The sequence below is a fragment of the Curtobacterium sp. PsM8 genome, from assembly GCF_030433875.1.
GTDB lineage: Bacteria > Actinomycetota > Actinomycetes > Actinomycetales > Microbacteriaceae > Curtobacterium.
The window spans coordinates 16,398-38,439 of the sequence record NZ_JARUXD010000029.1 but is presented as its reverse complement, the minus strand read 5'-3'; the positions used below and the strand labels follow the sequence as shown (position 1 = coordinate 38,439).

Annotated in this window: 15 protein-coding genes; 8 read left to right on the top strand and 7 right to left on the bottom strand. The window is 69.5% G+C overall.

Features of this window, described 5'->3' with window-relative positions; all coding sequences use genetic code 11:
* Positions 1–159: 159 nt before the first annotated feature.
* Complete coding sequence (locus QCD68_RS08835; protein WP_301222749.1) at positions 160–585, bottom strand: very short patch repair endonuclease; 426 nt, start codon at positions 583–585, stop codon at positions 160–162.
* Positions 586–704: 119 nt separating this feature from the next.
* Complete coding sequence (locus QCD68_RS08830; RefSeq protein ID WP_301222748.1) at positions 705–3,128, bottom strand: excinuclease ABC subunit UvrA; 2,424 nt, start codon at positions 3,126–3,128, stop codon at positions 705–707.
* Between the two features lie 217 nt (positions 3,129–3,345).
* Here QCD68_RS08830 and QCD68_RS08825 point away from each other — a divergent pair, with 217 nt between their 5' ends.
* Together QCD68_RS08825 and QCD68_RS08820 are read left to right on the top strand one after the other, a co-directional pair.
* On the top strand, positions 3,346–4,167 hold the full coding sequence (locus QCD68_RS08825) for a hypothetical protein (protein ID WP_301222747.1): 822 nt from the start codon (positions 3,346–3,348) through the stop codon (positions 4,165–4,167).
* Entirely contained in the window at positions 4,160–4,480 is a 321-nt protein-coding gene (locus tag QCD68_RS08820) for a hypothetical protein (protein WP_301222746.1), read from the top strand. Before QCD68_RS08825 ends, QCD68_RS08820 begins: the two co-directional genes overlap by 8 nt.
* A 61-nt stretch (positions 4,481–4,541) precedes the next feature.
* Here QCD68_RS08820 and QCD68_RS08815 read toward each other — a convergent pair whose 3' ends face one another.
* The 3 genes from QCD68_RS08815 to QCD68_RS17530 all read right to left on the bottom strand — a co-directional run bounded on the left by QCD68_RS08815 (position 4,542) and on the right by QCD68_RS17530 (position 8,157).
* Positions 4,542–5,168, bottom strand: coding sequence for a response regulator transcription factor (locus tag QCD68_RS08815; protein WP_301222745.1), 627 nt, complete (start codon positions 5,166–5,168; stop codon positions 4,542–4,544).
* A complete protein-coding gene (locus tag QCD68_RS08810) occupies positions 5,165–6,421 on the bottom strand; it encodes a sensor histidine kinase (RefSeq protein ID WP_301222744.1) in 1,257 nt (418 codons plus the stop codon). The genes QCD68_RS08815 and QCD68_RS08810 overlap by 4 nt, the downstream gene beginning before the upstream one ends.
* Positions 6,422–6,495: 74 nt before the next feature.
* A complete protein-coding gene (locus QCD68_RS17530) occupies positions 6,496–8,157 on the bottom strand; it encodes an ABC transporter ATP-binding protein/permease (protein WP_441005175.1) in 1,662 nt (553 codons plus the stop codon).
* A 171-nt stretch (positions 8,158–8,328) separates the two neighbouring features.
* On the opposite strand from QCD68_RS17530, the gene QCD68_RS08795 reads away from it, so the two are divergent.
* Genes QCD68_RS08795 through QCD68_RS08780 form a run of 4 tightly spaced genes read left to right on the top strand, consistent with a single transcriptional unit; the run spans position 8,329 to position 12,629 of the window.
* Positions 8,329–8,703: a lactococcin 972 family bacteriocin gene (locus QCD68_RS08795; RefSeq protein ID WP_301222743.1), complete on the top strand. Its 375-nt coding sequence runs from the start codon at positions 8,329–8,331 to the stop codon at positions 8,701–8,703.
* Complete coding sequence (locus QCD68_RS08790; protein WP_301222742.1) at positions 8,700–10,619, top strand: hypothetical protein; 1,920 nt, start codon at positions 8,700–8,702, stop codon at positions 10,617–10,619. The genes QCD68_RS08795 and QCD68_RS08790 overlap by 4 nt, the downstream gene beginning before the upstream one ends.
* Positions 10,616–11,287: an ABC transporter ATP-binding protein gene (locus QCD68_RS08785; protein ID WP_301222741.1), complete on the top strand. Its 672-nt coding sequence runs from the start codon at positions 10,616–10,618 to the stop codon at positions 11,285–11,287. The genes QCD68_RS08790 and QCD68_RS08785 overlap by 4 nt, the downstream gene beginning before the upstream one ends.
* 52 nt (positions 11,288–11,339) lie before the next feature.
* Entirely contained in the window at positions 11,340–12,629 is a 1,290-nt protein-coding gene (locus QCD68_RS08780) for an exonuclease domain-containing protein (protein WP_301222740.1), read from the top strand.
* A gap of 11 nt (positions 12,630–12,640) precedes the next feature.
* On the opposite strand, the gene QCD68_RS08775 is transcribed toward QCD68_RS08780, so the two are convergent.
* Positions 12,641–15,289, bottom strand: a complete 2,649-nt coding sequence (locus QCD68_RS08775; RefSeq protein WP_301222739.1) for a DEAD/DEAH box helicase — start codon at positions 15,287–15,289, stop codon at positions 12,641–12,643.
* 294 nt (positions 15,290–15,583) lie between these two features.
* Positions 15,584–16,795, bottom strand: coding sequence for a hypothetical protein (locus QCD68_RS08770; RefSeq protein WP_301222738.1), 1,212 nt, complete (start codon positions 16,793–16,795; stop codon positions 15,584–15,586).
* A gap of 576 nt (positions 16,796–17,371) precedes the next feature.
* Here QCD68_RS08770 and QCD68_RS08765 point away from each other — a divergent pair.
* Positions 17,372–19,147, top strand: coding sequence for a site-specific DNA-methyltransferase (locus tag QCD68_RS08765; RefSeq protein ID WP_301222737.1), 1,776 nt, complete (start codon positions 17,372–17,374; stop codon positions 19,145–19,147).
* Positions 19,144–21,642 carry a DEAD/DEAH box helicase gene (locus QCD68_RS08760; protein WP_301222736.1) on the top strand — a complete coding sequence of 833 codons (2,499 nt, stop codon included), beginning with the start codon at positions 19,144–19,146 and terminating at the stop codon, positions 21,640–21,642. Before QCD68_RS08765 ends, QCD68_RS08760 begins: the two co-directional genes overlap by 4 nt.
* Positions 21,643–22,042: the final 400 nt, after the last annotated feature.

Below are 22,042 nucleotides of genomic sequence, written 5' to 3'. Positions count from 1 at the left end.
GGGGGTCACCCTCGCCGGGGGGGGGGGGCGGGTCCCACGTGGGGGGGGGCCCCCCCGTCCGTCATCGGCGCGCGCGTCGAGCCTGCGGGCCGTCCGTCGGGGGAGAATGCCGCGGGCGCGAGCGGCGTTCGTAGCGGCGGGTTGAGCCGGTTCGGGTCGTCATGACGTGATGCGGGTCCACCGGTCGAGCACGACTTCCACGAGGTCCGCCGCGCGCTCGACGTCCTCGTGCTCCCAGACCCGGATGACGGCCCAGCCTTCGCTGCGGAGGACGGCGTCGTGCGCGGCGTCACGCTGCCGGTTCGCCAGCAGCTTCGCCCGCCACAGCTCGGCGTTCGCCTTCGGCAGGTGCGCGTGTTCCTCGCACCAGTGCCAGAAGCAGCCGTCGACGAAGACGGCCACACGTGGGCGGGGGAAGACCAGGTCAGCACGCGCCCTCGTCCGACTGCTGATCCGACGATCGACGAAGAAGCGCCGCCCACGAGCGTGGAGCGCCCGTCGGAGCGCGAGCTCAGGCGCGGTGTCCCGTCGGCCGAACCGCGCCATGTGCCGGCTGCGGGCCTCGTCGGCCTCCCAGTGCTGCATCCCGAGACGGTACCGCCGAGGCGCCGGCATCTCGGCGCGTTCCGGAGATCTGTGGACGAGTGCGGACGGGAGGCGTGGGGCGGGACTGCGCCGCGCCTCCCGTCCGGTGTGTGGTCCGGTCAGAGGCCGAGTTCGGCGCGCAGGTACGGGGCCGTGCGGCTGTCGGGCGAGGCCGCGACCTCGGCCGGCGTGCCGGCCGCGACGACCTGTCCGCCGGCGTCGCCGCCGGACGGACCCATGTCGATGACGTGGTCGGCCGCGGCGACGACGGACATCGAGTGCTCCACGACGACGACCGTGTTGCCCGCGTCGGTGAGCTGCGACAGCTGTTCCGTCAGGCGCTCGACGTCCGCCGGGTGCAGGCCCGTCGTCGGCTCGTCGAGGACGTAGAGCGTGTGGCCGGAGCGGGCACGCTGCAGTTCGGTGGCGAGCTTGATGCGCTGGGCCTCGCCACCGGACAGCTCCGGAGCGGGCTGCCCGAGTCGCAGGTAGCCGAGACCGACCTGGCCCAGGGCCTCGAGCGCGCGGGCGGCAGCGGGGATCGGGGCGAGGAACGGGGTGGCCTCGTCGACGGTCATGCCGAGGACGTCCGCGACGGTGGCGCCGTTCCAGCGGACCTCGAGCGTCTCGTCGTTGTACCGGGAGCCGTGGCACTCGGGGCACGGCGCCCAGCTCCCCGGCAGGAACAGCAGTTCCACGGAGACGGATCCCTCTCCCTGGCAGACCTCGCACCGGCCGCCGGCGACGTTGAACGAGAACCTGCCGGCCGTCCATCCGCGGGCCTTGGCGTCGTCGGTCGCCGCGAACGCCGTCCGCACCGCGTCGAACAGGCCGGTGTAGGTGGCGAGGTTCGACCGGGGCGTCCGGCCGATCGGCTTCTGGTCGACCTCCACCACGCGGCTGACCGTCGGGTGGTCGACCGCCAGTGCGGGCAGCACCCCGCCGACCAGTGAGGACTTGCCGGAGCCGGAGACGCCGGTGACCGCGGTGAGGACCCCGAGCGGCAGGTCGACGTCGAGCCCACGGAGGTTGTGGCGGGTGACGTCGCGCAGTGCCAAGGTGCCGATCGGTGTGCGGGTGGGGCGGGCCTCCCGGTCGGTGCCCCGCGGCTGCAGGAATCGGCGCGTGACGGAGGCCTCGACGTCGGCGAGACCGTCGACCGGACCGCTGTAGAGGACGGTGCCACCCGCCGTGCCGGCGCCGGGGCCGACGTCGACGATCCAGTCCGCCTGGCGGACGATGCGCATGTCGTGCTCGACGACGAAGACGCTGTTGCCACTGGCGCGGAGGTCCTCCAGGACCTGGATCAGCGGCTCGGCGTCGGCGGGGTGGAGGCCCGCGCTCGGCTCGTCGAGGACGTACACGACCCCGAACAGGCCGCTCCGCAGCTGGGTCGCGATGCGGAGGCGCTGCATCTCGCCGGGGGAGAGCGTCGGCGTCGCGCGGTCGAGGCTCAGGTAGCCGAGGCCGAGACCGGTGAGCACCTCGACGCGGCCGAGCAGGTCGCGGGCGATGGCGACGGCGACCTCGGTGCGCTCACCCGAGGTGGTGCGCGAGGTCGCGGCAGCGGCGTCGGCCAGCTCGGCCGTGGGGCGGAGGACCTCGGCGACGCCGGACAGCGGCAGGGCGTTGAGGTCGGCGATCGTCATCCCACCGAACGTCACCGCGAGCGCCGCACGCGTCAGCCCCGAGCCACCGCACAGCATGCACGGACCCGACTCGACGAACTGCAGGACCTTCTTCCGCTGCGACTCACTCTGCGAGTCGGCCAGGGTGTGCAGGACGAACTGCCGTGCGCTCCAGAACTTGCCCTTGTACGGCTTCGCGACCCGGTCGCGCTTCGGCTGCACCTGGACGACCGGCTGCTCCTCGGTGAACAGCAGCCAGTCACGATCCGACTGCGGCAGCTCACGCCAGGGCCGCTCGATGTCGTAGCCGAGGCCCGCCGTCACGTCGCGCAGGTTCTTGCCCTGCCACGCGCCCGGCCACGCCGTGATCGCGCCGTCGCGGATGCTCAACGACGGGTCGTGGACGGCGGAGGCTTCGGTCACCTCGTGCGCGACACCCAACCCGTGGCAGCGCGGGCACGCCCCGGCGACGGTGTTCGGGGAGAACGAGTCCGAGTACAGCTGTTCGGCGCCCTCCGGGTACGTGCCGGCGCGGGAGAAGAGCATGCGGGTCGAGTTGCTCAGCGTCGTCAGCGTCCCCACAGTCGACCGGGAGCTCGGGGCACCGCGGCGCTGCTGCAGGGCCACGGCCGGCGGGAGGCCCGTGATCGACTCGACGTGCGGGGTCGACCCCTGCGCGATGAGACGACGGGCGTAGGGGGCGACGGACTCGAGGAAGCGGCGCTGCGCCTCGGCGAACACCGTGCCGAACGCCAGCGACGACTTGCCCGAGCCGGAGATCCCCGTGAAGGCGACGATCCGGTCGCGGGGGATGTCGACGTCGACGTCGCGGAGGTTGTTCTCGCGGGCGCCGCGGACGCGGATGAACCCGTCGCTCGTGGCAGTGGGGTCGAGGGTCGTACGTGGTGCGGGCATCTCTTCGAGCGTAGGCGGGTCCGGGCAGTTCGGTCATGCTGGGGCCCGAGCACTGGTGCGCCCGCGAGTCGTGTCCTCCGAAGTGCGGACTCCCCGGCTCGTCGTGTCCCGGCGGTTCTCCGTCTGCCGATCGCGTGACGGACGGGAGGCGCGTGGCGGGCCGGTCACATGCCTCCCGGCCGGCGGTCGGTACGGTGGTGCGGGGGACAGGGGGAACATGGACGAGGACATCGCGTGGTCGCCGCCGGAGCGGGACAACGGCATCGGGTGGATCGTGCTGAGCGGCTTGCTCCTGCCCGTCGGATGGATCGTGTGGTTGTTCCTCGCGTTCGACGCGGCCCTCCGGTCGGAGGCGACCCGGCCGTCGCTGGCGGCGCAGACCGTCGGCGACGGGATCATCACGCTCATCTGCGCGGGGACGCCCCTCGCCGGAGCGGTCCTGCTGCTTCTCCGCCGGAGACGCGACCGCTCCGTCACCCTGGTCGGTCCGGTGGCGTGCCTCGTCTTCGCGATCCTCGGGGTCGGGACCGTCGGAACCGCCACCGTGGTGCTCGCTGTCGAGTGGGCGGACGACGTCCACCGTCGTGCGCAGCCCCTCACAGCGCTCGAGACGAAGCGCACGCCGGCGCAGGCGGAGCAGGAGCTGTCGGCCGTGGGCGAGCGAGCCGTCCGGGCCCTCGGTGCCGACATCAGCGAGGGCGGAGCGAACCCGTACACGCGTGCGTGTGCGCTGTCGAACCTGCAGCGGGGGACCGCGTACACGTGGCAGTGGGACGACGCACCCGAGCCCGACGACGAGGCACAGCCGGATGCCGATGCTTCGGCGCGCAGGTTGTCGACGGCGGAGGTGGACCGTCGGACCGCTGCCGCACAGGACGCGCTCCGCAACGCGGGGATGCGGAAGGTCGACCTGTGGGGCTCCGCCGTCCGACTGGTCGGTGACGGCTGGTTGTCGGAGAGCAACATCAGCGTGTCGGAGGGGGCCAGTCTGGTCACCGTGGAGACCACCTGCCTTGCCGGAGGGCCCGGGGATGGCTGACCAGGAAGCGCCCACGACTGCGGGAGCGCCCACGAGTGCGGAACGGAGCCCGACCCGCGTCCGGGTCGGGCTCGTGATCGCCGCCGCGTGCACGGTGTACGAGGTGTTGTCCGGGGCGCTCGTGCCGTGGACCGGGCTCGGCTTCCTGCCGCTGCTGCTGATCGTGCCGGTGTACTTCACGGCGATCATGCTGCTCGTGTGGGTGGGGCAGCAGGGGATCCGCCGGCTCCGGATCGCTGCGATCGTGGTGGGTGTCGTGCTCGCGGCCTCCCTGCCGATGGCAGTGGGGCTGGCGCTCGCGGTCGGGTGGTGAGCGAGACGAGCGGACAGCCGGTCGCGGCCCGTGCAGCTCCCAGCCGCTGAACTGCGCGGGGTCAGGGGAGCAGGCCCAGCTCCATCGCGCGGGTCACGGCACGGGTGCGGTCGTTCACGCCGAGCTTCTCGAACACGTGCCCGAGGTGGGTCTTCACGGTCGTCTCGCTGAGGAACAGCACGCGGCCGATCCCCGGATTGCTGTTGCCCTGGGCGACGAGACGCAGGACCTCGAGTTCGCGCGGGGTCAGCGAAGGGCCGGCCGGTGTCGTCCCAACCGTCCGTCGGACCAGCGCCGCAGCCGCTGAGGGAGCCAGTGCCGTCTCACCCCGAGCGGTCGCCCGGACCCCGGCGAGGATCTCGGACTCCGGGGCGGCCTTGAGCAGGTAGCCGGTGGCGCCGGCCTCGATGGCGGCGAGGATCTGGTCGTCGGATTCGTACGTGGTGAGGATCAGCACGCGGACCTCGGGCGCGGTGGCGAGGATCTCCGCCGTCGCCGCGTCACCGTCGAGCACCGGCATCCGCAGGTCCATCAGCACGACGTCCGGCCGCTCTGCCAGCACGATCGACACTGCAGCGGCGCCGTCGGCCGCCTGCCCGACGACTTGGATATCGTCCGCAGCCTGCAGCAGCGCGACGATGCCGGAACGGACGATCGGGTGGTCGTCGGCCACCACGACGCGGATCACCGAGACACCACCGGTGCGGCTGCGGCTGCGGCTGCGGTTGCGTGCGGTCGGGCCGGGAGGCTCGGTGCGGCTCCGGCAGGCATCGGCGCAGCGGTCGGCAGGGTCGCCGTGACGGTCGTCCCGCTGCCGGGGGTGCTGGCGATGACGCAGGTCCCACCCGCGAGGGCGAGCCGCTCACGCAGTCCGCGCAGGCCGTGCCCACCGGTCGGCACCGCCGGGTCGAAGCCGACACCGTCGTCGGCGATCCGCAGCACCGTCCGGTCCGGCTCGTGCAGCAGCGTGACCACGACCCCGGTCGATCCGGCATGGGCGCGGACGTTCGACAGCGCCTCTTGCGCGACCCGGAGCAGGACCACCTGGGCGTCGCGGTCGAGGGTGCCGTCGGCAGCGCTGACCGTCACCGGGGTCCCGGTCTCGCGGGTGTGGCGCTCGCCGAGGCGGTGGAGTGCCCCGGCCAGGCTGTCGCGCGTCGTGCCGGCCGAGCCCGCGGCGACGAGCACGCGGGACTCTTCAAGAGCTGCGCGGGCGGACTCCTCGAGCACGGTCAACCGCTCGTCGAGGGCGTCGGGGCGATCGTCCGCCAGGTCGTTCCGGGCCCGCTCGGTGAGCATCACGATGCCGGCGAGGTTCTGCGCCACGGTGTCGTGGATCTCGCGGGCCAGGCGCTCCCGTTCGCTGGCAATCCCCGCGGCACGGTTGGCGTCGGCGAGGGACTGCTGCGCGGCGCGGAGGTCCTCCACGAGCTGCCGGCGTTCCTCCGACAGCGCGGCGACGCTCGAGATCCAACCGCCCATCGCGCAGGACCCGATGACACTGATGCCCTCGATGAGGAGCGTCGACACCAGGGCGTCCGGACCGCCCGACACCATCAGACCCACCGCGCTGAGCACGCCGACGGCGACGGTGAGCAGGACCCCCGACCGGATGCGCTCGGACTGGCACCACACCAGCGGGAACAGGATGCACTGCACGAACGCGGTGCTCGGGGCGACCGCGGGCAGGACCACGGCGGCGACGAGCACGAGTGGCAGGAAGCCGGCAGCTGCCCGCGGTTCGTCGTACCCACGACGTCCGTACGCCACGTACGCGACGACCAGGACGGCGATCATCAGGTAGGCCGGCCAGCGGCTGGACCACGGCGACCACCCGAGCACGGCGACCGCGAGGGTCAGCGCCATCGTGGCAGCGAAGAACACGTGCAACCACCGGTTGCGCACCCACGTCGGGGTGGTCGTGACGTCTGCTGCTGGCATACCCACAGCCTCCCACCTCCTCCCGTCGATCCGGGAGTTCTCCACAGGCCGTCCTCCACGAGGCGACATCAGCGTCAGCCGTCCTCGCGGTTCCAGCGGAACGTGAGGCGGCACGCCGCGAGGCCGAGGACCAGCCACCCTGCCAGGACGAGCGCTCCGAGACCGAGGTGCCACGACCCTCCCGGCTCACCCGCCTCGAACGTGCCGGGCAGGAACACGGATCGCATACCGGACGCCATCCACCGCAGGGGGAAGACGGACGCGACGTCCTGCAACCACGTCGGCAGCTGCATGAAGGGCAGGTAGACGCCGGAGACGAACTGCAGCACCAGCACGATCGGGACGATCGTCGCGGTGGCGCGGCGACCCTCGCGGGGCAGGGCCGAGATGGCGATGCCGAGCACACTGCTCGTCGCGATGCCCAGGACGAACACGCCGGCGAACGTGCCCCAGCGGCTCAGGTCCGTCGGGAGTGTCACCCCGAACAGGAGGCTCGCCACGGCCAGCAGGATCGCCGTCTGCACCAGCGTGGTCACCAGGACCATCCCGATCTTGCCGACGAAGTACGACATCACGGGGAGGGGCGTGCCGCCGAGGCGTTTCAAGGTGCCGTCGCTGCGCTCGCCGGCGATGTCGACGCCGAGCGCCTGCACGCCGGAGAGGAGGATGCCGGTCGCGACGAGGCCGGGCAGGTAGTAGGTGGCGTAGTCGACACTCACCGGGCCGGCCTGGATGGCGTCGGCGCTCGCGAAGGCGACCGAGAACAGCGCCAGCATGACGACGGGGAACAGGAACGTGAAGAAGACGGAGTCGGGGGCCCGGAAGTAGGACCGGACCTCGTACCGGATGCGTGCGGCGGCGATGCGTGTTGCGCTCGTGCCTGCGGTGCTGGTGCTCATGCGTCGGCCCACCATCTCGAGGTAGATGTCCTCGAGGGACGGGCGGATGACCTCGAGGTCGTGCATCGGCGTTACCGTGCTCCGGACCAGGGCCTGCGGATCGGTCGTGCGTTCCTCGTGTCGGAGTCCCTCGTCGTCCCGCCAGCGGACCCGAGGCGTGCGAGCCTCCCGGCCGCCGAGCTCGTCGATCGGGGCCGGCGCGCGGAGCTCACCGTTCGCGATCACCGCCGCCCGGTCCGCCAGGTGCGCCGCCTCGTCCAGGTAGTGCGTCGTCAGCAGGATCGTCGTGCCCTCGCGCTTGATGCCGTTGACCAGGTCCCAGAACTGGCGCCGCGCCTCCGGGTCGAAGCCCGTCGTCGGCTCATCGAGGAACAGCACCTCCGGGTAGCCGATCACACCGAGGGCGACGTCGACGCGACGCCGCTGCCCACCGGACAGACGGCTGATCCGGGTGTTGCGCTGCGCCTCCAGGCCGGTGGCGGCGAGGAGCTCCTCGGTGCTGCGGGAGCGGGGGTAGAAGGTGCCGAAGTGGGTGAGCTGCTCGGCGACCGTGACGTTCGGCGCCTCGGCGCTGGTCTGCAGGACGATGCCGACCCGGGCCTTGTGCGCGCGGGTGGCGCGTGCGGGGTCGGTGCCGAGGACACGCACGTCGCCGGAGGTGCGGGAGCGGAAGCCCTCGAGGACCTCCACCGTCGTCGACTTGCCGGCGCCGTTCGGGCCGAGCAAGGCGACGGTCTCGCCGCGGGCGATGGTGAGGGAGAGGTCGGACACGGCGGTGTGGCCGGTGGCGTAGCGCTTGGTGAGGTGCTGGACCTCGATGGCGGGGGTGTCGGGCATGCCTTCAGCCTGGCGTGTGGGTGGCACTGGGGGATCGGGGAGCGGGTGGAGGTGGGGTCCTCCGATCGGAGGATGGCGTTGTCGTATTCGGAATATGCAGAACTTCCGATACTGCGTTCTGGTCGGTAGCGTTCCCCCGCGGCCGGGGGACGGCCGCGGACAGAGAGGGACATGACCATGCGGAAGAACGTCATCGCCACCATCGCCGGAGCTGTGCTGCTCACCGTCGGATGGACCGCCAGTTCAGCGGTGGCATCTGAACCAGGCGACGCGGTCGCAGTGGTGCAGGAGGGTGGGGCGTCAGCGGACCGGAGCGCGGCGACTCGGAACGGGTCGGCTGTGGTCGGCGGTGGGTCGTGGTCGTACGGCGTCTGGAGTGGCGAAGTGCACTCCGTGTACGTGCACGATCGGTCGACGCATCGCGCGTCGGTGCGGTCATCCGGTGTCACGACCCGCTCCGACTGGGTTCCGCCGACGAAGGTCGCCTACGCGCACCGGAAGAAGGCGGTCTCGGGGAACCAGGCATTCTGGGCCACCCGCGGATGAGGAGCTTCGCGGCCGCCACCGTGCTCGCGGTGGCGGCCGCGGTCCTCCTCGCCGGGATGTTCGTGGTCGGTGTGGTCGGCAACGTCGAAGCGCTCGGGCTCCTCGGCGCAGGGACCACCATCGAGCTCACCGACATGCCGGCCGCGCAGACCGGAGCGGAGCACACCGCGACCCTTCGGCACTTGGCCCAGGAGAGCGGTGTGGCGCTGGCAGTGCTCGTTCCTGATCGTGAAGGACGCGCTGACACCTGGAACGCCTACACCTTCACCGGGACGCCGAGTTCGCCGGTGTTCCGCGGCAGTGTCTCCACAGCGCCGATCGGCGACGGCGGCGAACTCCGTCTGATCGCGATGTACTCGGTCGGCGGTCCTGCGCCTGCCGTCACGGATTTCCTCGACGGGCTCGATCGAGCCGGGTACCGGTACGAGGACGTCACGCCCCACCCCCTCGAGGTGCTCGCCGCGTCGCTCGAGCAACCGGAGTGGTCCGCCGCGTTGCTCGCCGTCGCTCTCGGGGTCCTCGTCACGCTCGTCGCGGAGTCGCGCCGACGTGCGGCGCGGCAGCGGCTGCGTATGACTTCGGGGTGGTCGCGCCGAGCCGTGGCAGCACGAGAGGCCCAGGAGATCGCGGGGCTCGTCGGCGTGGTCTCCACCCTCGTCGTCGGATGCATCGGCGCGGTCCTCGTCGGACACGATGCGACCGGGCCGCTCCTGCGGTTCACGACGATCGAGCTCATCGCCGTCATGGCTCCCACAGCCGTCGTGCTCCTGGTGGTCCACGCCACCCTCGCGGTCCTGACGTGTCGGACGCTCGGCTCCGCGGCCGTCGCCCGGTGGCCGATGGTCGTCGTGGCAGCAGCCGGCATCGCCCTGGTCGTCGTCGGCACGGTCGATCTTGACTGGGCGTCACAGCGGCGGACGACGTCCGAGTCGCTGGAACGAACGCTCGTCCGGGAGGCAGCACACGGCGACGATCTCGTCCTCGGGACGCGCCCCACCGAGTACGACCAGGACGTCGCGTTCGGCCGGATCGCGCTCGGCCCACTGCTGGACGGAACGGCGAGCATGGCGCGCGTGTCGTTCGTCGACTACTTCACCGTGGCAGGTGAAGCGACGTCCGCGCTCGATCAGTACAGGGACCAGATCGTCGAAGGGCACGGCGCGCCGGTGCTGCTCGTCCCGAGCACGCTCAGCGCGAGTCGGGACGCGCTCCGGGCAGCAACCGCGGCAGACCTCGCGGAGAGCTGGGACGTGGAGGGCACAGATCCTCCGCATGAACCGAACATCCACACGGTCGTGGTGCCGTCGACTGCGTCGATCGCCCGCTCCGTCCTCGACTGGACGTCCGCGGTGGAGCCCGACCTGCCGACGTGGCCCGAAGTACCGGTGCTGGTGGTTCCCGATCCGACGGATATCGCGCCGAACCGCCTCGGAACAGCGGTCGCGAACGGCGAAGTCCGCTTCAGCGACCGGGCAGCGCTCGAACGTGCCGTCCACCGTGCCGGCCTCGACGACGTCGTCCTGCAGTACCGACGCGTGGGAGCGACGGTGGAAGGCCAGCTCGCAGCGGTGCGTGGCGAGCGAGTGATCGCGGAGGCCGCACTGATGGTCACCGGGATCGCCGTCGTCTTCGCGGGACTCACGCTCGTCACCGATCACCGTGTTCGCACTCGACGAGCGGCCAGGCTGCGGTTCCTGACCGGAAGACATCCGATCGTGCACCACTGGCGGTTCGTCGTCGTCGCTGCTGTGAGCGCCGGTGGTGCCACAGCGGTGACCCAGGCGCTGCTCGGCCCCAGGGACTGGCTCGTGTTCTCGGTCGCCACCGTCCCGTCGATCGCGATGGCGCTGGCCACCGCAGCGGTGCTCACGGTGTTGCTCACCGTCACGGCACACCGAGGAGAGGACCAGCGATGAAGGAACAAGCCGTACTCCGCGCTTTCGGGCTCGGGCACGACATCAGCTCGCGGACGCTCTGGAGCGAACTCACCATCACTGCCGAGCCCTCGGCCGCGATCGCCGTTCGCGGCGTCTCCGGGCAGGGCAAGACGACCCTGCTGCGGTGCCTCGGCGGGCTGGAGCGGCCGACCCGGGGGAGCGTGCACGTCCTCGGGACCGACATCCATGCAGCCGGGAGGCCGCAACAGCGCCGTCTGCGCCGGGACGTCATCGGGTACGTCATGCAAGACCACGCGGTGGTTCCTGAATGGTCGGTCGAGCAGAACCTCCGCGTCGTCAACCCTCGAGGGCTCACCCGCCGAGAACTCGACCTGCGGATCGCCGCTGCGCTCGAGGTCATCGGGCTCGGCGGCCAGCAACGGAAGCGCGCCGGACTACTCAGCGGCGGTGAGCAGCAACGCGTCGCGGTCGCGCGGGTCTTGGCCCAACAGCCGAGGGTCGTGCTGGCGGACGAGCCGACAGCGTCGCTCGACGACGTCAGCGCCGGCCGGGTGCGAGACGGTCTGGACCTCATCCGGCAATGCGGTGGCGCGGTCGTCGTGGCGACGCACGATCCGGAGTTGCTGGCCTGGTGCGAGGCGGAGGTCGACCTGTCGGCCACGCACCCCTCGAACAGGTGCTCGTAGCCCGACGCGATCACGGTGAGGATGGTGGAGCGCCGGCGCAGACTCCGTCGGCGTGCAGAGGGGACGCGGCATGCACAACGGCTACGCGGTGATCGACCTGGAGACGACGGGCCTGGCGCCCTCGTACGGACACCGGATCATCGAGATCGGCATCGTCCACGTCACGCCCGACGGCGACGTCGAGCGGACCTTCGAGACCGTCGTCAACCCCCAGCGCGACCTGGGCCCCGTCCACATCCACCGCCTGCGCGGCGCCGACATGACGGGTGCCCCGACCTTCGCGGACATCGCCGGCGACCTGGTCGACAAGCTGCGCGGCCGGGTCGTCGTCGCCCACAACGCCTCGTTCGAAGCGCGGTTCCTGCACGCCGAGTTCGAGCGCCTGGGCCACCGGTCCCCGTTCAAGCAGGCGAGCACCGCGCTCTGCACGATGCGGCTGGCGCAGGAGTTCCTGCCCGGCTCCGGTCGGAAGCTCGCCGACTGCTGCAGCGCCTACGACATCGAACTCGTCGACGCGCACGAAGCCCTCGCCGACGCCCGCGCCACCGCGAGCCTGCTCGGCGCGTACATCGGGTCCTCCCGACAGGATCCCCGCTGGACCACCTGGGGGACGCGAGCCACGGAACTGCGGTGGCCGGGCCTCCCGTCCGGCACCGCCCCGTGGACCGCACGCCGCCGCTCGGCCGGCACCGCGGACCGCACCCGCGTGGACGTCGCGACGGACCGTCTGCCCGCCGTCGACGGCGGCGCCGAGGCGACGCTCTACGCAGCAGTCCTCGACCGCGCACTGTCGGACGACCTGCTCACCGCGAGCGACGCCGACCAGCTCGCGTCGTTCGGGCGCGAGTTCGGACTGCGCGAGCCGGCGCGGGCCGACCTGCACCGGCGCTACTTCGCCGACCTGGTCGAAGCCGTCTGGGCCGGCGGGGTCCTCACGATCCAGGACCACATCCAGCTCGAACGCGTCGCACGGCTGCTCGGCGTCACGGACGACGAGCTGGAGCACGCGGTCCACAGCCGCCAACCGGCGCGCATGGGCGCTCGGTCCTTCTCCGCAGCGACGCAAGCTGCGCCCGCATCTGTCGAGGAAGAGCCCGCGATCGACCTGGGCGAGGGCAGCATCGTCACGCTGACCGGGGAGATGCGGCGGAGCCGGCCAGAGATCGAGGCGGACCTGGCCCGGCTCGGCATACGGTCGGCGCCGAACGTCACGAAGAAGACGGCCGTCCTCATCGCGGCCGACGTCGACAGCTTGTCCGGCAAGGCGCGGAAGGCCCGCCAGTACGGCATCCCGATCATCGAGGAGGACGTCCTGGAGGCGGCGCTCGCCGCCGCCAGGTAGGGCTCAGTTCGTCAGACGGCCGGTTCCGGCGTCGCGGCTCCGGCGGTCCGCCCGTCCGCCGTCTGCGCTCGCTCTGCCGCAAGTCGCGCCCGCTCGTCGGCGAGCACCTGCGCGATCAGCTGCGACTCGGAGATGTCGACCGCCTGCACCGACGCGCTCGCCGTGTCACTGACGGCCGCGAAGTCCGCGAACGTGCGGGTCTTCCGCGCGAGCATCCGGACGAGGGCTGCGTCGACGCCGTCCTCGGACAGCAGCCGGTGCACCTGCACGACGTCGAGCTGCCCCATGCGTCGGGCGCGTGCGATCGCCTGCCACTCCGTCGTCGGCTTGAGCTGCGGCTCGCAGATCACCACGACCGACGCGGCCTGGATGTTCAGGCCGACGCCACCGGCGATGATCTGCGCGACCAGCACCGATCCCGGGGCCGCGGCGGAGAACTCGTCGATCATGTCCTGCCGCCCGGAGGGGGACGTGGAACCGCTCAATGGACCGAAGACGGTGCCGTCGACGGCGGCGAGCACCGCCTCCAGGACGGCGCGGTAGTGGGAGAAGACGATGGTCTTGCGGCCGGTCGAGCGGGCCTCGGCGATGACGTCGCGCAGCGCGGCGATCTTGCTCGAGGCGGCGCCGTCGAGCATCGCGAGCTGCCGCATCGTGTGGAAGCTGTCGAAGTCGACCGCGGTGGCGTAGCGCTCTGCCTCGGCGGGGGTGAGGTCGGTCCACTCCTCGACCTCGACCAGTTCGGGGAGCTCGGTGAGGACGTCCTCCTGGCTGCGGCGGAGGTACACCGGCGCGATCTGCTTGCGGAACGCCAGCGGGTCGTCGTCGTCCTGGTCGACCATCAGGTCCGGGCGGATGTGGTCGATGAGGACCCGGAACTCCTCGACCTTGTTCTCGAGCGGGGTGCCGGACATGAGCAGGGCCCGGTCCGACCGTTCCAGGATCGCGCGGGTCTGCTTCGTGCGCTTGGCGTCGGGGTTCTTGACGTAGTGCGCCTCGTCGACGATGACTGCGGCGAACCGCTGCTCCTCGGGCACGTGCGCGCGGAACCACTCGAGCGTCTCGAACGTCGTGACGGCGACCCCGCCCTCACGCAGCCAGCCGCTGATCCCGCGCACCCGCTCGGCGCCGTGGATGCGGAACGCCGGCACCGACGTGTGCTTCTCGGTCTCGCGCAGCCAGTTCGCCACCACCGCGGCCGGGCACACGACCACGAAGCGGGGCGTGCCCTCGGTCGCCGTGGCGGCCACGTGTGCGATCGCCGCGAGTGCCTCCACCGTCTTGCCGAGGCCCATCTCGTCACCGATGACGACCCGCTCCTGCACGAGCGCGAACGCCGCACCGAAGCGCTGGTACCCGCGGAGCGACGCGGACAGGAGGGACGTGTCCAGGTGGAACTGCTCGATCTGCTCGATCAGCCCCTCGGGCAGCGACCCGCGGCCGGCCGTCGTCGAGTCGGTGAGCCCGACCTCGTCCAGGAGGGCGAAATAGCTGGCCGGGCGGTCGAGGAAGTCGCTCCAGTCGTCCGTCGTCGCGATCCGGTCGCGGTCGCCCGCTGCGCGGACCGCGCGCTGGCGGGCGTCGTCGACGTCCGCCTCGATCCGCTCGACGGCACCCTCGGCCGGGTTGAACGACCCGGAGGCCCGTGCGCCCGGCTGGTGCACGATGCCCAGGACCGCTCGCTGCGCGACCGCGTCCGCCAGGTGAGCGAGTTCGTCGACGAGGACGGCCGCGCGGGGGCCGCCGCCGTTCTTGGCGGCCTCCCACTGCCGGAGTGCGGACACCAGCGCCACGCTCGCGGTGTCCTGCCGACGGGCGTCGATCTGGATGGCGGCGTCCTCGCGAGCCGCGTCCTGCATCGACCGGGCGGCGGCGTTGATGCGCGCGGCCGTCGTCTCGCCGATGCCGGGCAGGTGACCGGCGACGATCGGAGCGCGCAGGAGCTCACCCACGGTCTGGATGCCGGCGTCCCGGACCGCGCCGAGGCGGAGCTGGTCGCGCGTGACCTCGCGGAGGCGGTCGATGTCCATCGTGTTCAGCTCGCGCCGGGCCGCGACGTCCCGCACACGGTGGCCGGCGTCGAGGACGCGCGCACGGGCCTCCTGTTCGGTCTCGACCACCGACCGGAGCGTGGCGATCGTGGTGGGGAGGTGCGCCATCGGGGCGAGGTCGATCAGGGCGACCGGGCCGAGGTGCGCGGTCGCGGTGAGGAGCGGGCCCTCGGTGTCGAGGAGCGCGTCGAGCGTGGCGTCGGGGCGGGGGACGTGGCGGGTGTCGATCGTCTTCAGCGCAGTGAGGGCGCCGTTGTCGAGCCACGCGAGGGTGGTCGTCAGGTACTGCTCGGCGCGGGCTGCGGCCTCGCGGCGCTCTTTGCCGGCGAAGATGCCGGCGATGCCGGAGGCGGCGTCCTCGTCGGCGAGGGCTGCGGGGACGTCCTTCGTCAGGACGGTGAGGACGTCCTCGGCGGCGCGGTCTGCCTGGGGGAGTGTGGCGGCGTGCTGTAGTGCTGCCGCGAGGGTCGTGTCGGTGGGGCGGAGGGGGAGGACGGAGCAGGAGAGAGCCGGGCCGGTGATCGTCAGGCGGCGGGTGAGGAGGTCGTCCTTTGCCGACGTGGCTGCGTCCTGGATGGCGGCGCGGTGGTGGCGGACTTCTGTGGCCACCTCGGAGAGTGTCTGTAGGCGGTCACGGAGTGCTTTGTCGACCATTGGTGCCCCTCCCTGGGTCGTTGGACCATCGTGGCATGGGGGTGGGTGACAGTGGACAGGGCTGTCCGCTGGCACGGCACCAGTTCGAGGGGCGCGGCGGCTGCTCCTCGGGTGGCGGAGGTTCTGCCGGCTGGCCGGGTCAGGGGAGGTGCGGTGCCGGTTGATGCTGCGCCTCTCGTCAGTCAGTCAGTCAGTCAGTCAGTCCGCCGCTGCTCCTGCTCGGCTCCTGTCGGGAGACCCTTCAAGGGCTCACTCGCTAGGAGTCGAGGACTTCCGCGAGCGGAAGAGACCAGCGACCTTGCCGCCCACCGCATCAGCGGCTCCGGCCACGCGGCCGCCGACCTGCTTGGCCGCAGTGAGCGCATGCGCTTCATCGGGCACCCCGTCGCCGTCCAGATCGACTCGCCGAAAAACCCGCGTGGCGGTGCTCGCGGCACCCGAAACACCCGTACCGACTGCTCCGGCAGCCCCACTCACCCAACTACCGGTCGACCGCGCAGCATCTTCCAACGCTGCGAGCGCATGGCTGTCGGAAGCCGGACCTTCGGAGTCCGTATCGGCTGAGATCGTGAGGTGTTCTGGGAATGTCTCCGGCGCTTCGGGGAAAGCGGTGCGCGATGACTTCACCACGTCGCGGCCGAACACGAAACGGGCTACTCCGCCCGTCACTGCGCCGATGCCGTACTCGACCGTGGCGCGCTGCTTGCCGGTCATCCCCTCGCGGATCGGGTCGAGCTCGCCGGTCTGGATGGTGCGGACAAGACTCTGGGCAGCGCCACCTGGCAACGCCTTGGACAGCGTCGAGGCCCAGTGCGACCAATCATCCCGACCTGCAGCGATCGCCTGACCGGTGCCCACCGTGCCGCCCACTGAGACCTCAGCGACGTCATTTGCCATCGCAGCGATCTGCTGCTGACTCACTCGCTCGTTGGTGAGGCCGAGGATCAACGCCTGAGCCTGGTCCTTGTCGAGGTCCATGTCGTGGAGGTCGGCAAGCGCGAGACCGAAGACTGCCGTGATCTCGAACTGCAGCTGCTGGTCTCCGGCAGGAAGTAGTCGTGCCGCTGCGCCCCGGGCGCCGGTCTGAGCGGCGTTCTTTGCGAGGTTCTTGGCGGCCACCTTCATGGCGCTCTTCGTGCCGGCCTTCGCTGCCTGTGCGCCAGCGCTCTTCGCGCCGGCGACGGCCGGGCCAGCAACAGGAATCGAGGCAATCGCGATGTCCGCTGCGATCGATCCCACCGTGATCGCGGCCCCAGCCGTCGTGATCGACGTCGTGTAATGGCGTTCGAGCATCTGGACGATGTCTGCGGGAGTGGCCGAAGGGTTTCGACGGCGGAGCCACTTCACGTACTGCCGGGCGAGGGCACGACGGCCGGTCACGGCCTTCGCTATGTTCCGAGTCACGTCTTCCACGGGGACCTCGGCTTCGAGGGTCACATCGGCAGCGTCCGGTTCGGTCATGTTCGGTTGTCCTCTTGCGTGAGCCGCGCTCGGGTACGCGGTGTTAATCGTCATCGTCGCATGACCCGCGGACCTCGTGGTGCATCCCAGACACGGCGTGCACTCCGACGACGCACATCGCGGATCGCCACGAGGAAGCGAACGGCAGGTCAAGCGAGGCGGGCTGTCCTAGCGCTGCCCTGATCGCGCAGAGGAAACCGCGGCTCGAAGTGATCGGTATGCGCTCGCGGCTAAATCACGGCCGAGGGCGGCGGCTAGACAGCCGTCGGCGATCGGTGGGTGCCCGAGCGGCACGAGCGCAGCTTGCAGCGGGCGGGCTGTCGCTGGTCCGCCACCGAGGGTGCTCGGCATCGTGTTTACGCGCGCGCTGTGGGCCGCTCGTGCAGGAGCTCGTGGCGCCGGCCAGGCGCTAGACGCGGGTTCGGCGAGGATTTTCTTTAGAGGCTGCGTCGACTGGCAAGAATCGCGACCAACCAGCCGCGCCCAAGTTCATTCATGTAACCGCGAGCTTGCTCCGCGTACCGCCGTGCCGGAAGTGGTGCGGCTAGGGATTCAACTCTGTAGGCTGAGGGCCTGATGAGACGTAAACCGGCAGGCCAGCTAGAGCTCGCGTGGATGGGCAAGGGTCTGGGGCTGATTCCCGCCGAAGACGGCAAGTATGACTACGCATGGGTGGACAAGAGCGACGTCCGTGTGCGCGAAGTTCGCACGATTGAGACGGTTGAGACGATCGGCGTTGCCGCCGACGACAACCTGCTCATCATCGGCGACTCGGGTGACGCCCTGCGTAGTCTAACCGCGATCCCTGAGTTCAAGGGGAAGTATCGAGGCAAGGTAAAGCTCGCCTACATTGACCCACCCTTCAACACTGCAAAGAGCTTTGACCACTACGAAGACCAGCTCGAGCACAGCGTGTGGCTGACGCTTATGCAGGACCGTATCCGCATGCTCGCCGAGCTCCTGCATCCGGACGGCAGCATCTGGGTGCATCTGGACCAGGTGGAGGTCCACCGCATGCGTCTGCTGCTCGATGAGGAGCTGGGCGCTGACAGATTCATTGCTGCAATCGCTTGGGAGAAGGACAAGGGGCGCCGAAATGACACCGATATCAGCAGCGCTTACGACACGATCCTTGTCTACGCACCACTCGGCAAGAAGTGGAAGGGTGTGCGCAACCTGCTCCCTCGCGGGGACCAGAACCTGCGCTACAAGAACCCTGATAACGACCCGCGCGGCCCGTGGTTACAAGGCGACAACGGTACCGCGAAATCAGGCACTGAGGCAGCGCGTTTCCCCGTTACCCTGCCCAGCGGTCGGGTCGTTCTTCCCAAGGGACGCTACTGGCGCTTCACTCCCGAAGGGCTTGCACAAGCGCGGGCCGATGGCCGCGTCTGGTTCGGACGCGATGGCGACTCTCTCCCAGTCATTAAACGATACCTCACCGACGTCCAGGACGGCCTAGTGCCACGGGACTGGTGGACAGCTGACGAAGTCGGGACCAACCAGGACGCTAAACGCGACCACCTGAACAAGATGTTCCCGGACGTGCCAAATCCGTTCGACACTCCGAAGCCCGAAAAGCTGATGGCACGCATCATCAGCATCGCCACGAACCCCGGCGACATCGTAGCCGACGTGTTCGCCGGGTCTGGCTCGACGGCAGCCACGGCCCACAAACTCGGCCGGCGATGGGTCACTGTTGAGCTGCAGGAGTCCACAGTCAAGACGTTCACCCAGGCCCGACTGACCAAGGTCGTGAACGGCGACGATTCGGGTGGCATCACCCGAAGTCGCACCCGTGCCGCGGTGGACGAACTTCCCCACGGCATGAGTGCTGAAGAAGCAGCAACTTTCCAGAGTCTGCTCCGCAAGGTCTTGGCGGACCCACGGACCGAAGCTGCGGGACAGGCAACTGTCAAGCTGCTCCGCGAAGCCACCGCAACGAAATGGGACGATACCGTGCTGTGGGAAGGTGGCGGCGGATTCACGGTGGCACGCATGGGACCGAGCATGTACGAAGTCGACGACGACTCCGGTGATGTTTTCTTATCGCCGGCCGCGACGAACGGCGCGTGGTCAAAGGCGACCGCTGGTCAGCTGGGGTTCACGCTCACACCAGACCATCCCGTGTTCGCAGGCGTCCGCGGTCGCCAGCGTCTCGCCGTAGTCGATGGCGTTATCGACGAGCAGGTCGTTATGACAGTCGTAGCCGCGCTCGGGCACCGCGAGCGCGCGATCATCGTTGGTAAGGCGCTGCTGCCCGAAGCGGAGCAGCTACTCCGTGAGCTCTCACCGGGCTCGCGTATCCGACAAGCTCCGGATCAGGTTTTTGCGAAGGGTGTCGTTTCATGACCGTCAGCATCAAATACGACCAAGACCTCGTCGCGGAGGCTGCCGCCCGGTTCGACCTGCGTAAGCCGAACCAAGACGCGCTCGACGCGATCGTGCAAGAACTCGCGAGAGCGGACGGAAACTATGTCGAACTCGTGGCCGACCTGGCGACCGGTGTGGGCAAGACGTTCTTGATGTCGTCGCTCATTGACTACCTCGCCGCTTTCGGTGTGCGCCACGTTCTCGTGGTAACTCCCGGCTCGACCATCCAAACGAAGACCATTCAGAACTTCGATGAAGCGCACGTTAAGCACGTCGCGGGCGCTGAGCTCGCACCCTACGTCATCACGCCGGAGTCCTTCCAGAAGCAGGTCGTGGGTGCCGCACTGAAGAACCCTGAAGAGCTCAAGGTTTTCGTCTTCAACGTTCAGCAGCTAATCGCTCCACGCGGTGAGCTCTCCCGGAAGGTTCGCCAGGCCGACGAAACGCTCGGTGCCGGCCTCTACGACTTGCTGCGGGGACTCGATGACTTAGTGATCATCGCCGACGAGCACCACCTTTACCACGAGAAGGCGTCCGCTTTCAGCGCTGCTATCCGCGAGCTGGACCCCGTCGCGCTTGTCGGTCTCACGGCGACACCTGCGCAATCAGACGTGGACGCTGGGCGGGTTGTTTACCAGTACAGTCTGGCGCGCGCTATCGCTGATGGCCACGTTAAGACGCCCGTCATCGCCTACCGCGCCGACGGCACGAAGGACCAGCGTACCCAGCTCTCGGACGCCTGCGCGTTGCTGCGGCTGAAGGCGGCCGCCTACGACACCTATCGCTCGGGAAATCCCGGCGCCGCAGTCGTGCATCCGGTGCTCTTCGTTGTTTGCCGTGACCTCGACGAAGCCGAGGGCACCGCCCAGATGCTCGCCGGGCCTGGCTTCATTGGCAACGAGGAGGCCGTTCTAATCATCACCAGTCGCTCGAGCGATGAGGCTCTGGCTGCACTGGCCGATGTCGAGAGGCCAGACTCGTCTATTCGTGCCATCGTTAGCGTCAACATGCTGCGCGAAGGATGGGACGTCAGGAATATTGCTGTCATCGTGACGCTACGTCGCTTGGCATCGCAAACGCTCACTGAGCAGATTCTTGGCCGCGGCCTCCGCTTGCCCTTCGGCAAACGCACAGGCGTGCCGATGGTTGACCAGGTCGACTTAGTTGCCCACGACTCGTACAAGCAGCTGCTGGCGCAAAAAGAGATTCTCCGCCAGCGTCTCGTGCGCAGCGGCGGCCCCGACACCGTCGACGAGACGGGCGCCGCAGTGATTCCCGAGCTTGACAATCTGGAAGAGACCGCGACCGTGCCTGTCGAAGCGGGAGGCTTAGAGCCAGCTACTTCGACGGCGGACGGTCCCGGATGGGAAGGAGACGAGCTGCTCGTCCCGGGCGTTCCGACCGAAGAGACGACTAACAAAGAAGAGCCGCCGACACGTCCGGGGCTAATACTGGTCGAGACCACCACTCGCATCGATGAGCCCGAACCCGAGTCTGCCGGGCGCCGAGACGGTGCCCCGCAGGTCGTCTTTCCGGTGCGCACCCCGAAGCTGAATCCGCCGCAGTTCTCACTCACCGACATCGAGTCGTCCGCCGCGAAGGCTGCTGGTGAGCGGTTCAAGGACGAACTTGACGCGGTCATCAAACGCGAAGCGCTCGAGTCCGAAGCCGTCGGTGAGCATGACGCCAAGCTCACCCTGGTTCCTCAGGCTCACGCACAAGCTACGCAGGAGCTCACCGGCATCGACACCGTGCGCGACGACCTCGTCAATGCCGTGCTCCAGGCACCTGAGTCACCGCGGGCTAAGGAGAGCCGCGGCGCCGCGGACCGCCTTGCTAAGGCTTTCCTGGCGGGTGCGGGTGCGGGTACAACCGACGAAACTGCGAAGTGGGGCGCCCAGCGGCGAGCTGCTGCAGTTGACGGCATCCGACGCCTGATCCGCGATGCGCACAAGAAGACTCCGCAAAAGACAAGCTTCGTCGTCACACCAGTGACGTTGCCAGTGGAGCCCGTCGTTATCAGCAGCGCACTCAATCCGTACAATGACCTTTTCATGCCGCACCGTCAGTTCCGCGGATGGAACAAGTCACTCATGCCGGTGCAGGTATTCGACGCCGGGACAACGGAGTTCGAGCTCTCGAAGCTTCTTGATCAAGACCCATCTGTTGAGTGGTGGCAACGCATTTACACGAATGGCCCCGCTAGCATTCCTCGACCAGGCAAGCCGCCGTACTATCCCGACTTCATCGTGGTCGCCGAGGGCGGCGTGAAGTGGGCGGTCGAAGCGAAAGCCGACGACTCCGCTAACGACCCTGAGGTCGTTGACAAGGCGAACGCCGCGCGTGAATGGGCCCGGGCTGTGACTGACTATGGCGATTACGGTGAATGGCGCTATCTGTTCGTCACGGAGACCGATATCACGAAGGCCGCCGCATCGTGGAAATCGCTGGTGCTGGCCACCTACAGCGATTGAGCGGGTCTCTGTGCCGTGAAGCGGAAACCCATGCTCACTTGAGCCGGTTTGATCGACCAGAGGGATTCCTGCGGTTAATTATCGAGTAGCCGGTGGGTGGGGGGCGTCGTCGGCGGCGACCGCCTGCCCCGAGGGCGCGGCGGCATCCGACCATCGCGATCGCAGCGGCTCGTGCGCGCAGACATAAGTCTTCCGGGATGTGTAACGGGATGAACGCGGGCATGGGCACCCGCACCCGCGGAGGCTTCGAAGGCCGGAGCAGCCAGCGGACCATGCGCCAGGTACGCGCTTGCGCCTATCCGTGTCAGCGAGCAGCTTGTACGGCGTCTATCGGCTTGACCCGCACGTCGGGCGGCGTATCCGGAGGCAAGGGGTCGCCGGGGGCGGTGCCCGACTGCGC

Coding starts and splice junctions, on each gene's coding strand:
- QCD68_RS08790 (WP_301222742.1), top strand. CDS start 8,700: ATGAGGAGCTTCGCGGCCGCCACCGTGCTCGCGGTGGCGGCCGCGGTC.
- QCD68_RS08770 (WP_301222738.1), bottom strand. CDS start 16,795: ATGACCGAACCGGACGCTGCCGATGTGACCCTCGAAGCCGAGGTCCCC.
- QCD68_RS08760 (WP_301222736.1), top strand. CDS start 19,144: ATGACCGTCAGCATCAAATACGACCAAGACCTCGTCGCGGAGGCTGCC.
- QCD68_RS08820 (WP_301222746.1), top strand. CDS start 4,160: ATGGCTGACCAGGAAGCGCCCACGACTGCGGGAGCGCCCACGAGTGCG.
- QCD68_RS08830 (WP_301222748.1), bottom strand. CDS start 3,128: ATGCCCGCACCACGTACGACCCTCGACCCCACTGCCACGAGCGACGGG.
- QCD68_RS08765 (WP_301222737.1), top strand. CDS start 17,372: ATGAGACGTAAACCGGCAGGCCAGCTAGAGCTCGCGTGGATGGGCAAG.
- QCD68_RS08785 (WP_301222741.1), top strand. CDS start 10,616: ATGAAGGAACAAGCCGTACTCCGCGCTTTCGGGCTCGGGCACGACATC.
- QCD68_RS17530 (WP_441005175.1), bottom strand. CDS start 8,157: ATGCCCGACACCCCCGCCATCGAGGTCCAGCACCTCACCAAGCGCTAC.
- QCD68_RS08825 (WP_301222747.1), top strand. CDS start 3,346: ATGGACGAGGACATCGCGTGGTCGCCGCCGGAGCGGGACAACGGCATC.
- QCD68_RS08835 (WP_301222749.1), bottom strand. CDS start 585: ATGCAGCACTGGGAGGCCGACGAGGCCCGCAGCCGGCACATGGCGCGG.
- QCD68_RS08795 (WP_301222743.1), top strand. CDS start 8,329: ATGACCATGCGGAAGAACGTCATCGCCACCATCGCCGGAGCTGTGCTG.
- QCD68_RS08810 (WP_301222744.1), bottom strand. CDS start 6,421: ATGCCAGCAGCAGACGTCACGACCACCCCGACGTGGGTGCGCAACCGG.